Here is an 18,909-nt window from a genome sequence, read left to right on the forward strand (position 1 = left end):
TTAAATCTATGTCTAGCGATCTAATTAATGTTATCAGCAAAAACAACCCATTTCAGGGACGCTTAGTAGTTAGAGATCAGAATGTTTGGGGACAAGGGTTTCCTGATGTACCATCTTTAAATTCTCATGCTTCTGATGCTATCTATGACGCAGTTGAAAAAGTTCGTAGCGGACAAAGGAAAGTAGTTGGTATTACAATTACAGCAGAAAGAGGTTTAGGAAAAAGTCATGTTATCAGCAGAATCCGCCATCAATTGCAAGTTGATGGTAGTGCTTTATTTGTTTACATGAGTCAGTGCAGTAACCTAAACCGTATTAAAGCAGAATTCTTAACTACTCTAGCCAATAGCCTTAAACAAATAGGTAGTCAAGGTGTTAGTCAATGGCAGTACTTAGCAACAGCTTTAATTAATGAAGCTTTCAACAAAAACTATACACCTCAACAGCTAATAAATCAATTTCCTGGGGCATTAGTCAAAAATCCAAAGGTGGTTGAAGTTTTACGAGATAAGGTACTTGGTATCAAGCGTGATCTAGAAAATCCTGATATTATCACAGCAATTTTATGGACACTATCTCCCGATCCAGCTTATGAAATCTTTGCAATTAGCTGGCTTGCTGGTAAAAGCCTACCACAGTCCAAAGCGGATGCAATGGGTTTAGCTAATGTGAGTGCAGATGATAAAGAGGCTGAATCTTTCACTACAGCACGGCAAATTATCAACTTAATTGGTGATTACAAACCAATAGTAGTTTGTTTTGATGAAATGGAAACTGACCACTGTAATGAAATCGGGTATACTGGACGACAAGTAACTGCCATTTTTGCTAAAGACTTATGCGACAAAATTAAGCGTGGCGTTTTACTAACTTCTATCTTTCCTGATCAGTGGATTAATGAAGTCAAAAGATTAGGAAATGCTGATTCAGTTGTAGATAGGATTGGAGAGCAAGTTATTGAGCTAAAGTATCTCAATTCTGATGATGTTATTAATTTAGTTTCTCGATGGCTTGAAGAGTTTTATGAAGAAAATGGTTTAACACCTCCTCATACACTTTACCCATTTGATGAACAAAAGCTAAGAGCATTAGGTAAAGAAAGACCAATAGTTAGAAAAGTTTTGAAATGGTGTGCTGACAATTTTAAAGTTCCTGGTGGTAACGGAGGAATAGAGATACACCCTGTAGAACTTGTTTATAATCAACAAATATCGGCTTTAGAAACTACCATACAAGATTACATGGAGGATAAAGCAACTCTTGCTCAAGCACTCCGATTAGGATTTAGTGTAGTCATTGGTGAAACTATAGAGAATGTACAAATTGAAAAAGTTGTCGATGTTCAAGTAAAAGCTGTTGATAGAGGCTATCTGGACTTTAAAATTATTGGCAAGGAAAACAGTAAAGATGTCAAAATTGTCGTAGCTGTTCTGCAAGAGTCTGGAGGATTATTCGTCCAAGCTACATTGAGACGGTTAATCGACTACAAAAAATTCGATTTAACCCGTGGGTGCTTAATTCGTTCTAAGCAAATTAATAAAGGAGCCGCTAAAGCACAAAAGTATTTAAGTGAGCTTTTATCAACTGAATTAGGTGGTGAATGGGTATTATTAAAACCTGAAGACATCAAACCACTTTTAGCATTACATTTTGTCATGAAAGGTCGTGAGAATGATGAGTTAAGCGAAGATCAAATTATTGATTTTATTCGCAAAAAGCGGATAGCAATTGATAATTATCTTATCCGTGAAATTCTCAGCGATCCATCAGGACAAGTTCCTGAAGATGTAATTGATGAAGAAAATGAAAGTGGTAATATCACCTTAACAGAGGTTGCAGATGTAGTAAATGTTGGTTCAGATGATTTATTCCAGGAATAATGATTAATACAGCTTTACGTTTACCAGCACCAGAAATTGAGGCGTTGTTGCAAGGGAGAATAATTGCAGTAATGCCTAATAAATTTATTACTCCGGGGCGAGAATTTGCCCTTTGTCCAGCAGATGCGTCAATTAATTTACTACCAGTTGAACAGTACTATCGCTCAAATTTCTTACCTATTGCCCAAAGTATATTCGCACAACTAAATAGTCAGGGTGTTTTAATACAGCCTCAGCAAATGAGCTTACTTTCAAATGAGGAACAGTTAAAACTACCCCTTTTAGCTTATGAAACAGTCTTACTTAAAGCCTGGGCTAAGTGTGAACTGTGTCAAATTATTAATAATGCTGGAACTTTGGCTACTTTATCACAGCTAACTATTTGGACAACAGAAGCTTTAAAGGAAATACTAAAGCAAAGGCAAAATATTTTTTTGGCATATTTGCGAGTATATCATTTGCCTAAATCAATTGAAGTCCCGATAAAATCAAGTAGCCAGTTTCTTGCATTACCGCAACCTCTGAATGTTTCTGAAGTCAACCCAGTAATAAACGATCGCATCTTCGCCCAACGCAAACGCCAATTAGAAAAGCTAGAACCCTCACTGCATCCTGAATTGGAAGAATTGCAGAGTGCGATCGCATCCCTAACCATTAGCCAACCAGCAGCGAAACAATTAGACGACGATATCAAAGCATTTTTGGGTTGGAGTAGTGATAAACCAAAAAACCCATTAGATTTAGACTTACCTTGGATTCATAAAATTGCTGAAGTTGGGAACTCTAGCGACGGACATACATTTGAAAAATTGGTTCGTAGAGGATTACTAAAATTAGGCTTTACAGGTTCAGGTTTGAATCCAGATGCGACGGGTGGCGCGGGAGGCATGGATTTTTACGCTGAACAACCTTATCCAATAGTAGGAGAGTGCAAAGCAACTAAAACTGAGAAAGTTCCTGATGGTACACCTGCACAGTTACTAAAAATAGGTATGAACCATCTTGGTAAATTTCAGTATGACAATTCTATTAAATTAATTGTAGCCGCCGGAGAATTAAATTTTTACGCATCAAGAACAGCTACCGAAAATCAAATGAATGTTATTAGCCCTGAAACACTGCAAAAACTAGTTGAACTGCAAGCACACTACAAAAATTCTATCAACTTATTAGAACTAAAACAGTGTTTGCAACAAGCTCCCTTTGGTTTAGCTGAAGATAAAATTAATACTTATATTGATAAAGTTGAACAATCTATAAGGTTGCGATCGCACATTATCCAGCTTGTGAAAAATTATCTACAAAATTCGGGGATAGAATCTGCTGGTGTTGAATCTCTACATGGTGCATATTTCGGTTCATATCCACCACAGCCAATAAAAACAATAGAAATGCACGAAATTCTTATAGAACTTTCTTCACCTTTAACAGGCTATTTAGGACGAATAAAAGGTAGTAATTGGAATAGCGATCGCTTTTACTTTCTCCGCGATTTACCTATTAACTAAAAATAGTATAATATCTCTCTTTTCTTACCTTTGCGTCCTTCTCTAACGAGACGCTGCGCGTAGCTTACTTCCCCGCAGGGGTATGCGGTTCGTTAAAAAAAACTAGCGATCGCTCGTCTATCGTAAAAGAATGCCTGAATTTAGCAAATGATCAACCCAGGCATAGCTTTTGAAATAGCTATAAAAACAGCAGACACTACAAATTTACCTAACTGAAAAAGCCTCGTTGAACCGCCGTGTCACAGGCTCAGTAATGAATGTCAAAATTGACTTTTTACGAGTGACAATTTCACCTGTAGCAGACATCCCTGGTGTAAATTCTACCTCTTGACCACGCACATTCACTGAATGTTTATTTAGCTTAATTCTTGTAGGAAAAACTAAGCCCAATTCTTTATCAACAATTGCATTCGGACTGATTTGCATAACTTCGCCATCCACAATCCCAAATTCCTGGAAGGGGAAAGTCGCCATTTTTACTTTTGCCTTCATTCCTTGACGAATAAACCCAATATCGCGGTTGAGAACTTTCACCTCTAGAAGCATTTCTTCCCCTTCTGGCAAAATTGATACCAATTCTTCACCAGATTGGACTGGCCCCTTGGTGGCTTTGACTCGGTAAATCGTACCAGCAACGGGAGCTTCAATGGTTTCTAAAGCTTGCTGCTTTCTCGCCTGTTCTAATTGACCTTGAACAGTTGTCAGTTCTTCTTTACGCTTGTTGAACTGGGTTAAAATTTCACTTTGGCGTTCTGATGATACACGTTGAGCCTGACTGCGTGCAGCGTTGTAAGCTTGTTGTGCTTGGCGAATTTCTTGAGCTTGGGCAGCAATATCTTTTTCTAATGATGTGACTTTATCTTTAGCCTCTGTTATTTTATTCTGGCCATTGGTGACATCATCTTGCGCTCTGGTGATTTCTGTCTTTGCACGAGTTAATTTTTCTTGGGCATCCAAGTAATCCACACGAGGTACAGCGCCAGGAGTAATTAGAGTGCGTAGGCTTTTTTCCCTTTCTTGTGCAAGTGCCAAATTACTTTCAATTCTAATCCGAATGCTATCTGCGTTGGCCAGGTTGGTTTGAGCATTGCCAACGCTGCTTTTGGCATTAACTAAGTTGTCTTGCAATCGAGTCAGGCGAACTTTTGCTTGATCGATGAGTGCTATTTGGCGATTTGCTTCTGCTTCCGCCCCTGCTTGACGCGCTTGGTAGTCTTGCAGGCGGGAGTTTAAAAGTTCATCTTGCAGTTTCGTCCCAGTAGTTTTGCCTCCAGTGCGTTCTGCATCCAAACGTTGCAAATCGTCTTGAATCAATCTTGTGGATTTGGCTAGGCGGGAAACGTCGCTTTTCTGCAAGTCTGGGTCTTTTTGAATCAGAATTTGACCTTTAGTAACGCGATCGCCTTCTTGCACTTTCACAGCGACAATTGACCCCCCACCCAAGGATGTCACTGGTCTTACCTGTGTGGAAGCAATTAATTCCCCTGGTGCTGTTGCGACTTCATCGATTTGCGAGAAGTACGCCCAAGCGATCGCTCCAAAGACGATGATGCTCATCGTTCCAGCTAATAATCTCGTGTATAGGGGTGGCAATTCCTGTACCGCCTTCCCCAACTCATAAGTGAGTTGTTCCTCTGGTTGGGCGAATCGCTCTTTTGTCTGTCGTGCTTGAGCAGCATTTACCATATATTTTTTCCTTTGTTATTTGTCATTAGTCATTTGTCCTTGGTTATTCACTAATGACTAATGACTTGTGTTTAATTCAAACTGCTAGATAGCGCCGCAAAAAGTTGTCTAATGTCTCTAATTGGAAGTTAAAAATCGCCTCTAAATTGGCAATTTCATCTTTTGTACAGAAAAATTCATTTGCTAGCAATGTGCGATAAGTTCCCAAAGCTTTTTGGATTTGGGGATTAAATAAACCCAATGCACCTTGTAACCCATCAATTAAGAATAGTGGTGAGTTAATTATTACTGGCTCTTTGACGAAAATCCGACCAAAAATCCGGGGAATATCTTCTCGTAATAAAATTTCCGGGCCTCCCACTGGTAAAATCTGGTTACGAGCGCCTGCGACTGTCACAGAATCGACTACTATCCTTGCCAAATCATCGGTGCTGACAATTGAGGTACGGTTTTTGCGATCGCCAATTAGCAGATACAATCCCGTTTCCCGAAATCGTTCTACCAGTGGCAGCAAGTTAGATGCTAATCCAGATGGGCGTAAAATTGTGTAATTCAAGCCACTAGCTTCTAAATATCGCTCTACTGCTCGTTTGGCTTTGAACACGGGAGCGTCTTCATAACCGCGATCGGCTCCTAGTACAGAAATGAAGACAAAATGCTCTACGCCATTGGATTTTGCTTGGTCAATCAGTTCAATATTGGCGCGGTAATCTAAGGATAGAGCATCGCTATCAGAACCGTGGGCGCTGATAATATACTTCACACCTTGAGTAGCTTTTTGAATATCTTTTTCGTGCAGCAAATCACCGATAAAGATTTCTGCACCCCGGTGTTCTAACTCGCTGTAGCGCGAGGTAAGGCGGACAAATGCCCGTACAGACTGTTCTCGTTGTCGGAGGAGTCGCACAACTCTGCGACCAATTCCTCCCGTTGCTCCAGTTACTAGAAACATATAAATAAATACCTAAATTGAATACTTTCAGCGTTTATAGTTCTTGAAATTCTTGAAATTCTTGATATATGCTCAAAATCCCTTGAGCAATACTTAAACAGAGATATGAGCATATTTTTATACTTTGTTACCATGCTCAAAATATCCTCACGCCAACTAAGCCAATAGGTCACACCTTATTTATCTTAATACTCTCAAAATGATCCCCCACATCCTTGTAGATGCAGGGGATAGGGAAATAGGATTAGTTTTACTGGCTCAAGAGGTCGATAGCTTGTTCAAGCGACATCTTAGCCTTGTGCAAGTTCAGCAGATTTTCTTGCTGGTATCGGTCAGGATAGCTCATTTTTCTGCCCTCTAAAGTTATGCGAATCAGTGCTGCTTGCTCGTCTGTGGGTGAGTTCATCTCCTCAATCGCAGAACTGATTACTTGGATAGCATTAAAGTTAGGGGATTTTAACCCTTTACCTTGCTTCATTTGTTGCAGCGCTAAAAGTGGAAATGCCATCAGAGTTACGATGTACGAGGTTTTGTATCCTGCATTCCCAGTTGGTTTGATGCCGTATCTACGACACAAATCGCGTAATTCTTTTATCGTCTTGATTTCAAGTTCGGAACGCGTGAACATAAAATAGTAGTGTCCATTTTTTGAAATTGGATATTAGTGGTTGTACTTCCGGCAAGTTGTTGCAACCGCTAAAAACAATTTATTGTTTTGGCACCAAGTAAATCAAGCCTTATTTATATTTATCAATAATGCCTAATCCTAAAGGGAACCCACAAAATTTACAACCAATTAAATCAAATAGAGAAGAATCATTAACAGAAAGGATTAACCTACGCATTACCAAAACGATGAAGGAAGAACTATCTACCAAAGACGATCCTCCAGAATTTTGCCGTCGTGCAATCCAGGAAGCATTAGATAAAGATAAAGAAAAGTAAAAGTTTTCCCAATTTAAAATCCCCCATATCTTTGTAGATACAGGGGAATTAATAAAATAACCCACAATTTGGATTATCGATCAATTTTTGGGCGCTATCAGTGACGCATTATTATACTTTATGCAAACAGTCCACTTCAAAACTATTCAGAAGCTTTATTATTAGCCCTATTAGCACGCGCCTCAGCTGAAGCCATCACCTCATCCATATTTTCTAGCACTTCGCCAGGGAAGTTTTCCAAAACTCTGGTAGAAAGAGCAACCCGCCCCTTACCCTCATCCAAGTCAATAATTACAGCTTTAATTGGCTGACCAACTTTAAATACCTTTTCCAAAGAATCAATGAATTTTTGGCTTACCTGCTTAATATGAAGCAAAGCCCCCATACCATTTAAATCAACAAACACACCAAAAGGTTTGATGCCAGTAACTTTGCCTTCCACTAGTTGACCTAGTTCTAATAAGCTGAAGTTGCTAGAACGAGTTGCTAAACGTTGAGAAAGGATGAGTTTGTTGGTGTTACGATTAATTTCCAAAAAGCCCACAGTCAGATTTTGACCTTTGAGTGCTTCTAAGTTATCACGCTCTGCCAAGTGCGATCGCGGAATAAACCCCCGCAAAGAAAGAATATCAACGGTAACACCACCTTTATTCACACCCATAACCCGTACTTGCACAGTCTGAGCATTTTCCTGCATTTCGGCCAATCGTTCCCAGATGTGCTGAATTTCTAACTGCTTGCGAGAAAGGGTGACTTGACCTTCTGCATCCTGATCTCGAATAATCAAAAACTGCATTTCCTCTTGCAATGGCAGCACCTCCGATAAATCGGTAACTGCTCTCAAAGAAGCCTCATCGCGCGGCAGAAAAGCTGACGACTTACCACCAATATCAACATAAGCTCCATCATGGTCAAGTTGGAACACTTTGCCATGTACAACCTGTCCCTTTTGAAACTGGTAGTCGTGTTTTTCTAGTGCTTTGGCAAAATCGTCCATTGTAAATGACGAATTGGCTGTTTGAGAAAGTTTCGATTCGGAATTCATGACTTTTGAAGATTAATTTTTATTTGAGCTAATGCCATTGAAGTTTAGATTGTCATTTCTCATTTGTCAGTTGTCCTTTGCAAATAACAAATGACCAATGACTAATGACCAGTGACGGACTTGGGTGGATGGTTTTTAGTTCAGTTGACCAAAAAGTTGTTTTACCTGCTCCCAAGCATCTGCTGCCGCTTTAGGATTATAACTGGCACGAAGGTCACAGAAAAATCCGTGATCAGCTCCATCGTAGCGAAACACACGATGAGGAATTTTATATTTTTCTAACTCTTTTTCAATCTCATCTACTTGTTCAGGTGGAATGCTAGCATCTTCTTTACCAAAGAAGGCATAGACAGTCCCTGGAATTTCTCTGGTGCGGCTGACAGTGGGAGCGCCACCTCCTGGTGTGCGCGTAGTAATTCCAGCACCGTAGAAGGAAGCCGTAGCTTTAATATCTGGTAAGGTGGCTGCAATATATGCGACATGACCGCCAAAGCAGAAGCCAATACAGCCAAAGCTATCTTTTTTGACTTGGGGGAGATTTTTGAGGTAGTCAATTGCTAGTTGAATATCGCTCGATAACTCCGATGCTTGAGTTTGCATAGCGTAACCTCTGCCCCTTTCAATATCTTCGGGTGTGTATCCGGTTTCAAAGCCAGGAGCAGTGCGTTGAAAAAGTGCAGGTGCGATCGCTACATACCCAAGTTTGGCAATTCGTTCTGTAACATCCCGAATGTGAACGTTGACACCAAAAATCTCTTGTAATACCACGACTCCTGGGTAAGATCCAGGTTCTTTTGGTTCTGCCAAATAAGCAGACACTTGAATATTATCTTGCAAAAGATTAACCGTTGTGGTAATTATTGCTTGCTCTGTCATAATAATTTTTACCAGTGCTGTGCGATCGGCCGTGTGTTTATTTGATATAACTATGCCAGTATGCCCAGGTTTTTTGTAATTAAATTATCAATAGAAATGTCTACCAGAAAAACTTCGTATGTAAATAGAATATTTGATATGTAGCAAATGCATCTGGACACAAAAAGAGTGCTGAGTAGAAAAGCAATACTTAATACTCAAACCTCAGCACGGGCTAAAAGCCCCGCTACCGCTAACAGAACTCAGCACTTAGTATTCAGGAGGTTTGGTGATGATTCAATTCCGTATTCAGCCAGACAGCGAAATTCCCGCATCAACCCAGCTGTTTAATCAAATCCGATTTGCGATCGCTTCCCGGCAATATCCTCCTGCTTACAAATTGCCAAGCACACGGGCGCTGGCAATGCAAACTGGATTACACCGTAATACCATTAGCAAAGTTTACCGTCAACTAGAAGAAGACGGATTTGTTGAAAGTATGGCTGGTTCAGGAATTTATGTTCGTCCCCAAGGTCATGAGGGCGGTAGCAGGCTGCAATCACCAATTCTCAAACAAAATCCTGATACATATCAAGTTGTCCAGAAAGCACTTGACGATCTGCTTACCCAAGGATGTTCGCTCAATCAAGCCAGAGAGCTATTTTTAGCAGAAATTGACTGGCGCTTGCGTTGTAGTGCGCGGGTACTGGTTGCAGTGCCATCCTATGACATGGGTGCTGGTGAATTGATGGTCTATGAATTAGAGCGATCGCTAAAAATCCCAATCCAGTTGGTAGCAATGGAAGAATTAACAGCTGTGTTAGATAAAACTACCTCTGCGACAGTAGTCACAAGTCGGTATTTTATCAGTAACGTGGAAGCGATCGCAGCCCCGAAAGCTGCACGGGTAATTCCTCTGGATATCTACGACTACAGCAAAGAACTCAGCCTCTTGAAAACCCTACCAAAAGAAAATTGTGTAGGCATAGTTAGCCTCAGTTCCGGGATTGCACGAGCAGCAGAAGTCATCCTCCACGGTCTGCGGGGAGATGAACTACTGGTAATGACTTCGCAACCAAAAGATGCTTATAAACTTCAGGCAATGGTTAAACGGGCTGAGGTCATCATCAGCGACCAAGCCAGTTTTGCGGCAGTGCAAGCAGCCGTACAAGCATCTGATGAAGATATTATTCGTCCACCAAAGCTGATTAAGGTTGAAAATTATATCGGCACTAACTCGATTAACTTGCTAAAACGAGAATTAGGTTTGAGTTAATTCAAAGATAATTAAGAGAGGGGTAAAAACATCTATATCGATTCACCTACTGATCAATCAAAGCAACTATTGAGAGGCGATATGAGTATTCCACTTCTAGACCATCCCATACAAGAGAAACTTGTAACCGTAGCTAATGTTTCGTGGGAGGAATTCAAAGGTATAGAGGCACAGTTAAAGGACAACCGCAATGTCCGACTCTCTTATTTGTCAGGAATATTAGAAATTATGTCGCCCATTGGTGAAAAACATGAGTACGTAAAAAGAACTCTCAGCTACTTGCTAGAAGCTTACATGAGAGAGTTGGGCATCCGGTTTTACGGTCTTGGTGGCTTCACTCTCGAAGAACCTGGCTATGCTTCTGGCACACCCGATGAGTCTTACTGCATTGACAGCAACAAAGAAACACCAGACATTGTTATTGAAATCATTGTTACTAGTGGCACTATTAACCGTAAGGAGTTATTCAAACCCAAGAAAGTGCCTGAAGTTTGGTTCTGGAAATCCGACCAAATAAAGATATTCCGGTTAAACGCGGTTGGCGAATATGAAGAAGTAAACCGTAGTGGTTTCTTACCGAATTTAGATCCAGCTTTGTTGCTAAAATATATCGCGCATCCTGACCAGTACGACGCTGTTGCCGAATTTTTGCAAGCTATCCAACAATAACTTCTTGCAACTAACTTTGATGCAAGAACAGATACTAACTATCTCAATCAACAATGAACGCTTAACAAAAAAATTAACAAGAACTTCCAAGTAGAGAAATATCCAAAACTAGCCCAAAAACCCTCTCTATTTTTCCTGTCTCTGCGTTCTCTGCGCGGCAGTCGCTCATGGGGGAAACCCCCAGACGCTCGCGGACTCGCTAACGCTGCGCTATCGCTCTTAGCGTCTCCCCTTCTCCCAAAGGGAGAGGCTAGCGCCAAGGGAGAAGACCGCGCTGCCTTGTCTCTGTGGTTCGTTTAAGTCATCACACCTGTGGTTCTGGTATGGAAACTTGCAAAAACTCTTGCACTAGTTGCATATAAGTTGGAGCATCTTCTAACATCGGGAAATGGGCTGTGTTAGGAATCATCACAAATTCTACTTTGTCATTCAGTGCAGCTGCTTTACGCCCCATCTCGGCTGGAATAATTTTGTCATACTCCCCCGCCACGAGCAGAGTCGGCACTGTGAGCTTGGCAAACTCAAGCGGCATCACTTCAGATTGAGCCTTACTAACGGAAGTAAAAATTGTCCCTAAAGCCGCATCATAATCTGCTTCGAGAAAATCTTCTAAAAAAGCTTGACGCTCAGAATGTGGTATTGAACTATATAAAAATCTAGCCATAAACATCCGGTCAACAAATGGAATTTTGCTTAACCACTTGGGACGGAATTTCACCACATAGCCACCGAATTTATGAAAGGCACTAAAAGATTTTTCGTCGTACTCGAAAATGCCGCTACAAGTTAAAATTCCTCGTTCTACTCGTTCGGGATAGCGGTTAAAAAATAAAGTGGCAACAGAAGCGCCCATTGAGTGAGCATTAATATAGGGACGCTGAAGATGCAACCCATCTAACAAAGCTGCCAAATCATCAGCGTATTCTTCTAATTCATAAGTTAACTCTCTGATTGCCTCTGATTCTTCTTGCAGGGACTCAGACTCAGCAACAGCTTCACTTGCTTGAGCTATGGTTGGCTTACCACCGGAACGACCAAATCCGCGCAAATCGTAGAGTAAACAATCAAATTGCTCTGATAAAGCATTCGCGGTATTTTGCCAATACCTAGCCGAACCAGCCCAACCGTGCATGAAAACCATCACTGGTTTTACCAAAGAACCGGATGGTTTTTTCACCCATTCGTAGTAATGCTCAACGCCACGAACTTTAATATAAGGCATTAGTCATTTGTCCTTTGTCAGTTGTCATTAGTCATTTGTACATGGTTATTATTCCTTAGTTTTTGACCAATGACCAACGACGAATGACTATTAAGCAGATTCTGGCTTAGGTAGTGAAGATGGATGGATTATCAGTTCGGCAGTCGATCGCTTCTCGACCATCTCCCGTGTTACTGTACAACGTGTCACATCTTTACGAGATGGTAACTCGTACATGACATCCAGCATAAGTTCTTCGATAATGCCCCGCAGCGCTCTAGCACCAGTTTTACGGCGGTAGGCTTCTTGAGCGATCGCTCGTAAAGCTTCTGGTTTAAAATCTAACTGGACATTATCCATTTTCAGCAGTTTTTGGTACTGCTTGACTAAGGCGCTGCGTGGTTGGGTGAGAATCGCCATTAGCGCTTCTTCATCTAGCGGATCTACTACTGCTACCATTGGCACGCGCCCAATAAATTCAGGAATCATGCCAAATTTTACTAAATCGTCCGGCGCTAGATGGCGGAGAGTATCTGCTGCCCGTTTTTCTTTCGTTTGGCCTTCTCCAGGTTGCACAAAGCCTATTGCTTTTTTGCCAACTCTCTGATCCACAACCTTTTCTAAGCCTACAAAAGCACCACCACAGACGAACAAAATATTACTTGTATCAATCTGGATGCAGTCTTGATAGGGATGCTTGCGCCCCCCTTGGGGTGGTACATTGGCGATCGTTCCCTCTAACATTTTCAGCAACGCTTGCTGCACGCCTTCGCCAGAAACATCGCGGGTAATTGACGGGTTCTCACTCTTGCGAGCAATTTTGTCAATTTCATCAATATAAATAATTCCTCGTTGCGCTTCTTCTATATCCAAATCTGCCACTTGCAACAGTCGCAGCAAGATATTTTCCACATCTTCTCCCACATACCCTGCTTCCGTTAGCGTCGTAGCATCAGCGACGGCAAAGGGAACATCCAGGATTTTCGCTAGGGTTTGTGCTAAAAGAGTTTTGCCGCAACCAGTCGGGCCAATTAACAAAATGTTGGACTTTTGCAGTTCTACAGCATCATCCGCCCCCCCCGCCCCACCCTTGCCATTGCCTTTAGACTGAATAACTGCTAACCGCTTGTAGTGATTGTAAACGGCTACTGACAGCACTTTTTTGGCTTCGTCTTGACCAATAACGTGTTCGTCTAGATACTTTTTAATCTCTCTTGGCTTGGGTATTTGATTAAACGAAATACTAGAAGATTGAGTCCGTCGTTTTTGAGGTGGTTCTGCTCTTGGTGCAGGTTGTGCTGCGGCACCACTGGTATCGAGTAACTCTTCGTCTAGTATTTCATTACACAAGTCAACGCATTCATCGCAGATGTAGACTCCCGGCCCTGCGATTAATTTACGCACCTGCTCTTGAGACTTGCCGCAAAACGAACATTTTAAATGGGAGTCGTACTTAGACATACCAGCCTCTTATTTCACAATGGTGACGTTTTCCCCTGCTGTGGGAAGATTTTGCCTGGAAATGACCTGATCGATCAAACCGTAGTTTTTTGCCTCTTCTGCCGACATGAAAAAGTCGCGCTCAGTATCTGCTTCAATTCTTTCTAAGGGTTGACCAGTATGATGAGCCATTAACTGATTCAACTTAGCCTTAACATAAAGAATTTCTCTGGCTTGAATTTCAATGTCAATGGCTTGACCTTGAGCGCCACCAAGTGGTTGGTGAATCATAATCCGGGAGTCGGGCAGAGACATTCGCTTACCGGCAGCCCCTGCTGTTAACAAAAATGCCCCCATACTCGCGGCTAATCCAAAACAGATGGTAACAACATCAGGGCGAATTTGCTGTATTGTATCATAGATTGCCATCCCTGCGTAGACAGAGCCGCCAGGAGAATTAACATACATTTGGATGTCTTTCTCTGAGTCTTCGGAATCTAGGAATAACAATTGAGCCACAATTGAGTTGGCTACGGCATCGTCTATTGGCGTTCCCAAAAAGATAATCCGCTCTCGCAGCAGGCGGGAGTAGATGTCGAAAGCCCTTTCTCCCATACCAGATTGTTCTACCACCATCGGCACGATGTTGCTAGGGCTGCTCAACTGGGAGTTAATGTTTATCCGACTTTGATTGCTGATGGGGTAGTTTCCCGACTGCGATACAAACATACAGGCTTTCTTTGACGATAATTTAGGACAGATGTTTCAGCAGCAATTGCTGCCTTTTCAACGAATAGGATTTTTATAGCTACGTGTTAACCATTATGCCTCATATAACTTCCTCTCGTGTAACACAGTATCAAGCTCAGTCCATAACATGTGTCACAAATTGCCAAAAATTCATTACATTATTTAAATTATTTTGACTTTATCTCAGTGGGTATTGAGGATTGGTTATTTTTGTCCCTGCTCCCTTACCTTACCCATTTCACCAGTACTTTAACTCAGGACTGGTGAACTTATGGCTTTGGGATTTTTTATTATCCTTCTGTGACTTCTGTTGTAGAAGGTTCGCTGCTTTCTTCCTCTGTCTGAGGTACATCAGCATCAGATTCTGCGGCTTCCTCTTCCTCGGCGGGACTCAAGGAACCTTCGGGTACAAGTTCAACTGATGAATGTTCTAAGAGCCAATCAATGGTTTTTTCGGTTAGTAGTTCGTTTTCCACGATTGAGCGTAATCTATCTTCATCAACGTCCTGCTCCTCTGAGTATTGTTCCAAAAGTTCTTTGACTCTGGCTGCGATTTCTTCTGGTGTTACCTCGATGGATTCGCGTTTACCAACTTCCCGCAAAGACAAGGAACGTTTGATGCGTTCAATGGCTTCAGTACGCGATCGCTCCCGCAATTGCGGAATAATATCTTGAGTAAACAACTTCCTTACATCCAATCCCTGCTGAGACAGCCGCATTGCTGTTTGGGTTAGCATTGCATCCACTTCTTGCTCAACCAAGGTTAGTGGTAAGTCAACTTCTACATGCTTAAGCAGTTCCGTTAACAACGCTTCCTGCTTATTTGCTTTTGTTTTATCGTCTGCCTCTTTTTGATATCGCTCTACCAAAGAAGCGCGTAATTCCTCTAAGGTTTCAAAATCGCTGATTTCTTGGGCGAAATCGTCATTAATTTCTGGTAGTTCCTTTTCCTTCAATTCTTTGAGCGTCACGGTGAAAGTTGCCGCTTTTCCAGCTAAATCTTCATTAGCATAGGGATCTGGAAACTGCGCTGCAATTTCTTTGGTTTCTTCAGGATTCATCCCTATTATTCCAGCAATAAAGCCTGGAATAAACTTATCTTCCTGCAACTCAACTTGAAAATCAGTCGCTTCGGCTCCAGGAATCGGTTCTAGTTCAGCCGTTTCGTCTTCACCCTCAACTCTGGCGAATGAACCTTTAAAATCGACTACGGCAATATCGCCGATTTGGGCTGCACGTCCTTCCACAGGAATCAATGTCGCTAATTCTTGACGTTCCTTGTCGAGGCTACTGTCCACTTGTTCTGGATCGTACTTGACTTCTTCAGCTTGGAAAAGCAAATCAGTGTACTGCACTAGATTTACTTCTGGTTCTACATCAACAGCAGCCGAAATTGTCAGGGGTTTTCCAGGTTCATAATTCTGAATCAAATCCTCAAAAGAGGAGCGCAATTGCGGCTGACCTATTGCCGGGATAGCTTCTTGTTTAACTGCTTGCTCAATGCCGTCTTGAATTATTTCTTCCAGTGCTGCTGCCTTGATACGAGTCGTACCCAGCCGTTGTAGCAATATCGGCCGAGGTACCTTGCCTTTACGAAACCCAGGAATATTGGCAGTACTCGCTAAGTTTTTAATGACCTGTTCGTAAGTTTGTTTGGTAATTTCCGGCGTAATCTCTATTTCCAGGCCAATTTGGCTGGCGGGAAGTTTTTCCTGGGTAACTTTCATGCTTCGTCTCTAGTTTTCTGGTATTTTAATCTCCTAGTACACACAAGACGCAATAATTGTTCGCGTTTATGGCTTGATGTCTCTTAGGGAGGATGGGAGGTTGTCACAAGGCTTCATGACATCCAAGGATGGATGGTGTGTCCTGGCACAGAGATCCAGTTTACTGCCAATGACCAAGGACTTGACAATTTACCCTCATAACAATTATTGACACACCCAGAGCTAAGAGCTTCTGGGGTTTTTTGCCTAATATTTGTAATAATTGCTGAATCATTGCGAATTTGGAAGATTTTTATCCCTATCTCCAGTCCATAATCTTCAGTGAGTCTGAATTTAGTACTGGAAAGCAAAGTCAGGAATTAATGATTCGGTGGGCTAACACCGTGATATCCTGGTTTTCAGCCACTAGCTTAGTACCTCAAAGTTATAGCACTGAGTTTACCTATCTTGTGGTAAAAGAGTAAATCTGCTGCCTAGCTAGCATAGATTTATTTTTTAATGGTTTGCCGATTTTATAACATTTGCATCATAATACATTCATCATCCTTGGCAACTCACCTTGTAGCAGATAAAACACCTAAGTGCAGATATATCTAGTATATCTAGAAGTTTTCTGGTAAATTTAGCTTTTGCTTTGTTGTATAATACAATAATCTAGTTTAGATAAATGTAAATGAAATAAATCGGATGGCAGTTGTTGTTGTCAAATGCAACATTAATTCACTTAATTTAAATAACCAAGCAAATAAATTATTTATTAAATCTGTAAGAAGATAAACTAAATTTAGAGAAAATCTAAATCTATTATCCAATTTTTTTAAGACTGCGATCGCTATTTAAATATAAACAAATTGTCAATTATTCCAAAAAATTGCAGAGTAAGTTTCTTAAAGGAGGAAGCAAGTTTGTCGAAATCCTATCGTTTAGCTATTTTGGGAGCGACTGGTGCTGTTGGCACAGAGTTGCTGGAGTTATTAGAAAGCCGTAATTTCCCCATTGCTAACTTGAAATTATTGGCATCAGAGCGGAGTGTGGGGCGATCGCTTCAGTTTAAAGGTGAAAATATCCCAGTAGAGCCAGTCAGCGATCGCGCCTTTGAAAATGTCGATATAGTACTAGCTAGTGCAGGTGGTTCCACATCTAAAACTTGGGCACCAACTGCCGTAGAAAAGGGCGCACTGGTAATTGACAACTCCAGCGCCTTTCGGATGAACCCCGAAGTTCCCTTAATAGTGCCAGAGGTTAATCCCCAAGCCGCAGCTAATCACCAAGGGATTATTGCTAACCCCAACTGCACAACAATTTTAATGGCTGTGGCAGTATGGCCATTGCATAAAGTTAAACCAGTGCAACGCATTGTGGCTTCAACCTACCAATCTGCTAGTGGCGCTGGTGCTAGAGCAATGGCAGAAGTCAAAACCCAAACAAGCGCTATACTACAAGGACAGCCGCCAGTTGCTGAGGTATTGCCTTACCCTCTGGCATTTAATTTATTCCCGCATAACTCACCATTAAACGATTTGGGGTATTGTGAGGAAGAAATGAAAATGGTCAACGAAACCCGAAAAATATTTGGGACGCAGCAAATCAGAATTACTGCAACCTGTATACGGGTTCCCGTACTCCGCGCCCATTCAGAAGCCATTAATTTAGAATTTGAGACTCCCTTTAGTGCAGAGGAAGCCAGAGAAATTCTAAATTCCTCCCCTGGAGTGAAATTGGTAGAAGATTGGAAAACTAATCATTTTCCGATGCCAATTGAAGCAACTGGTAAAGATGAAGTCTTAGTGGGAAGAATTCGCCAGGATATTTCTCATCCCTGTGGCTTAGAATTATGGTTGTGCGGCGACCAAATTCGCAAAGGTGCAGCATTAAATGCAATACAAATCGCCGAGTTACTAGTAGAGAAAAATCTACTTAAACCATTAGCTATTAGTCATTAGTCATTGGTAAGTGACAAAAGGCAAATGACACTTGAAAGCAATTTGCAAGATAGCTTATCACAATAGAAAACCACCAAGATATAAAAACATGGGTAATCAGGAGTGAAAACAGGGTGGGAGATTTTGGCAATGTTTTAACCGCTATGATTACGCCGTTTAAAGCAGACGGTAGTGTAGATTATGGTGTAGCGGCAGAACTGGCAGCGCATCTAGCTAACAACGGTACAGATACATTGGTGGTGTGTGGCACAACAGGAGAATCGCCTACCCTGAGTTGGGATGAGGAATACCAGTTGTTTGTCGAAGTATTGAAATCCGTGGCAGGAAAAGCCAAGGTAATCGCAGGTTGTGGTTCAAATTCCACCAAAGAAGCGATCGCTGCAACTCAAAAAGCGTCTAAGATAGGAGTACATGGTTCCTTACAAGTTGTTCCTTATTACAACAAACCGCCACAAGCGGGATTGGAGGCGCACTTTCAGGCAATAGCACAAGCCTGTCCCGACTTACCATTGTTGTTATATAATGTCCCAGGTCGTACCGGACAAAACCTTCAGCCAGAAACAGTTGCCCGGTTAGCTAAGGTTAGTAATATTATCGGGATTAAAGAATCCACTGGTAGTATAGATCAAGCAAGCGAAATTCGCCGCTTGACACCAAAAGAATTCCACATCTATTCTGGTGATGATTACATGACTTTGCCCTTGTTAGCGATCGGCGCAAAGGGCGTGGTAAGTGTGGCTTCTCACCTGGTAGGAAACCAACTACAGCAGATGATCCAAGCTTTTCGTGCGGGTAAAATTGAGATAGCCAGCCAGATTCATCTCCAACTCTTCCCGTTATTTAAGGCTTTATTTCTCACTTCAAATCCCATTCCAGTGAAAAAAGCACTCGAACTTCAAGGTTGGAAGGTTGGTTCAACTCGTCCACCGCTATGTGAAGCTGATTTAGAAGTAAGTCAAAAGTTAGAAGCGGTTCTGAAACAACTTAGTTTAATCTAGCCAACATCTGGTTAAGAGTTGGTAATCCGTTGCT

Annotated in this window: 16 protein-coding genes; 7 read left to right on the forward strand and 9 right to left on the reverse strand. The window is 41.6% G+C overall.

The features are described from left to right. Positions 1 to 8: 8 nt before the first annotated feature. Both CDG79_RS06180 and CDG79_RS06185 read left to right on the forward strand, forming a co-directional pair. The gene (locus CDG79_RS06180; protein ID WP_094341356.1) at positions 9 to 1,880 is read left to right on the forward strand and encodes a P-loop NTPase fold protein; all 1,872 of its coding nucleotides are present in this window, start codon (positions 9 to 11) and stop codon (positions 1,878 to 1,880) included. Then, complete coding sequence (locus tag CDG79_RS06185) at positions 1,880 to 3,388, forward strand: DUF1802 family protein (protein ID WP_094341357.1); 1,509 nt, start codon at positions 1,880 to 1,882, stop codon at positions 3,386 to 3,388. The genes CDG79_RS06180 and CDG79_RS06185 overlap by 1 nt, the downstream gene beginning before the upstream one ends. Before the next feature lie 204 nt (positions 3,389 to 3,592). Here the strand turns inward: CDG79_RS06185 and CDG79_RS06190 are convergent, their stop codons facing one another. From CDG79_RS06190 to CDG79_RS06200, 3 genes are all read right to left on the reverse strand, one after another. Continuing rightward, positions 3,593 to 5,074, reverse strand: coding sequence for an HlyD family efflux transporter periplasmic adaptor subunit (locus tag CDG79_RS06190; RefSeq protein WP_094341358.1), 1,482 nt, complete (start codon positions 5,072 to 5,074; stop codon positions 3,593 to 3,595). Between the two features lie 76 nt (positions 5,075 to 5,150). Then, entirely contained in the window at positions 5,151 to 6,026 is an 876-nt protein-coding gene (locus CDG79_RS06195) for an SDR family oxidoreductase (protein ID WP_094341359.1), read from the reverse strand. A gap of 250 nt (positions 6,027 to 6,276) precedes the next feature. After that, a complete protein-coding gene (locus tag CDG79_RS06200) occupies positions 6,277 to 6,654 on the reverse strand; it encodes a hypothetical protein (protein ID WP_094341360.1) in 378 nt (125 codons plus the stop codon). 128 nt (positions 6,655 to 6,782) lie between these two features. Here CDG79_RS06200 and CDG79_RS06205 point away from each other — a divergent pair, with 128 nt between their 5' ends. Next, entirely contained in the window at positions 6,783 to 6,971 is a 189-nt protein-coding gene (locus CDG79_RS06205; RefSeq protein WP_094341361.1) for a hypothetical protein, read from the forward strand. 142 nt (positions 6,972 to 7,113) lie between these two features. Here the strand turns inward: CDG79_RS06205 and CDG79_RS06210 are convergent, their stop codons facing one another. Continuing rightward, positions 7,114 to 8,016, reverse strand: coding sequence for a S1 RNA-binding domain-containing protein (locus tag CDG79_RS06210; RefSeq protein ID WP_094341362.1), 903 nt, complete (start codon positions 8,014 to 8,016; stop codon positions 7,114 to 7,116). Between the two features lie 135 nt (positions 8,017 to 8,151). Next, positions 8,152 to 8,892, reverse strand: a complete 741-nt coding sequence (locus CDG79_RS06215) for a dienelactone hydrolase family protein (protein ID WP_094341363.1) — start codon at positions 8,890 to 8,892, stop codon at positions 8,152 to 8,154. A 271-nt stretch (positions 8,893 to 9,163) separates the two neighbouring features. On the opposite strand from CDG79_RS06215, the gene CDG79_RS06220 reads away from it, so the two are divergent. Then, positions 9,164 to 10,147, forward strand: a complete 984-nt coding sequence (locus CDG79_RS06220; RefSeq protein WP_094341364.1) for a GntR family transcriptional regulator — start codon at positions 9,164 to 9,166, stop codon at positions 10,145 to 10,147. 81 nt (positions 10,148 to 10,228) lie between these two features. Beyond that, complete coding sequence (locus CDG79_RS06225) at positions 10,229 to 10,816, forward strand: Uma2 family endonuclease (protein ID WP_094341365.1); 588 nt, start codon at positions 10,229 to 10,231, stop codon at positions 10,814 to 10,816. Positions 10,817 to 11,120: 304 nt separating this feature from the next. On the opposite strand, the gene CDG79_RS06230 is transcribed toward CDG79_RS06225, so the two are convergent. From CDG79_RS06230 to tig, 4 genes are all read right to left on the reverse strand, one after another. Further along, positions 11,121 to 12,038 (reverse strand): alpha/beta fold hydrolase, encoded by a 918-nt coding sequence (locus CDG79_RS06230; protein ID WP_094341366.1) that lies wholly within the window; start codon positions 12,036 to 12,038, stop codon positions 11,121 to 11,123. A 90-nt stretch (positions 12,039 to 12,128) separates the two neighbouring features. Then, a complete protein-coding gene (clpX, locus tag CDG79_RS06235) occupies positions 12,129 to 13,478 on the reverse strand; it encodes an ATP-dependent protease ATP-binding subunit ClpX (RefSeq protein ID WP_094341367.1) in 1,350 nt (449 codons plus the stop codon). A gap of 9 nt (positions 13,479 to 13,487) precedes the next feature. Continuing rightward, the gene (gene clpP / locus CDG79_RS06240; RefSeq protein WP_094341368.1) at positions 13,488 to 14,186 is read right to left on the reverse strand and encodes an ATP-dependent Clp endopeptidase proteolytic subunit ClpP; all 699 of its coding nucleotides are present in this window, start codon (positions 14,184 to 14,186) and stop codon (positions 13,488 to 13,490) included. Positions 14,187 to 14,497: 311 nt separating this feature from the next. After that, complete coding sequence (tig, locus tag CDG79_RS06245) at positions 14,498 to 15,934, reverse strand: trigger factor (protein WP_094341369.1); 1,437 nt, start codon at positions 15,932 to 15,934, stop codon at positions 14,498 to 14,500. Between the two features lie 905 nt (positions 15,935 to 16,839). On the opposite strand from tig, the gene CDG79_RS06250 reads away from it, so the two are divergent. Next, complete coding sequence (locus CDG79_RS06250; RefSeq protein ID WP_094341370.1) at positions 16,840 to 17,877, forward strand: aspartate-semialdehyde dehydrogenase; 1,038 nt, start codon at positions 16,840 to 16,842, stop codon at positions 17,875 to 17,877. Positions 17,878 to 17,990: 113 nt separating this feature from the next. Then, on the forward strand, positions 17,991 to 18,875 hold the full coding sequence (gene dapA / locus CDG79_RS06255) for a 4-hydroxy-tetrahydrodipicolinate synthase (protein WP_094341371.1): 885 nt from the start codon (positions 17,991 to 17,993) through the stop codon (positions 18,873 to 18,875). The last annotated feature ends 34 nt before the right edge of the window (positions 18,876 to 18,909 follow it).

Source organism: Nostoc sp. 'Peltigera membranacea cyanobiont' 232, assembly GCF_002245985.1.
GTDB lineage: Bacteria > Cyanobacteriota > Cyanobacteriia > Cyanobacteriales > Nostocaceae > Nostoc.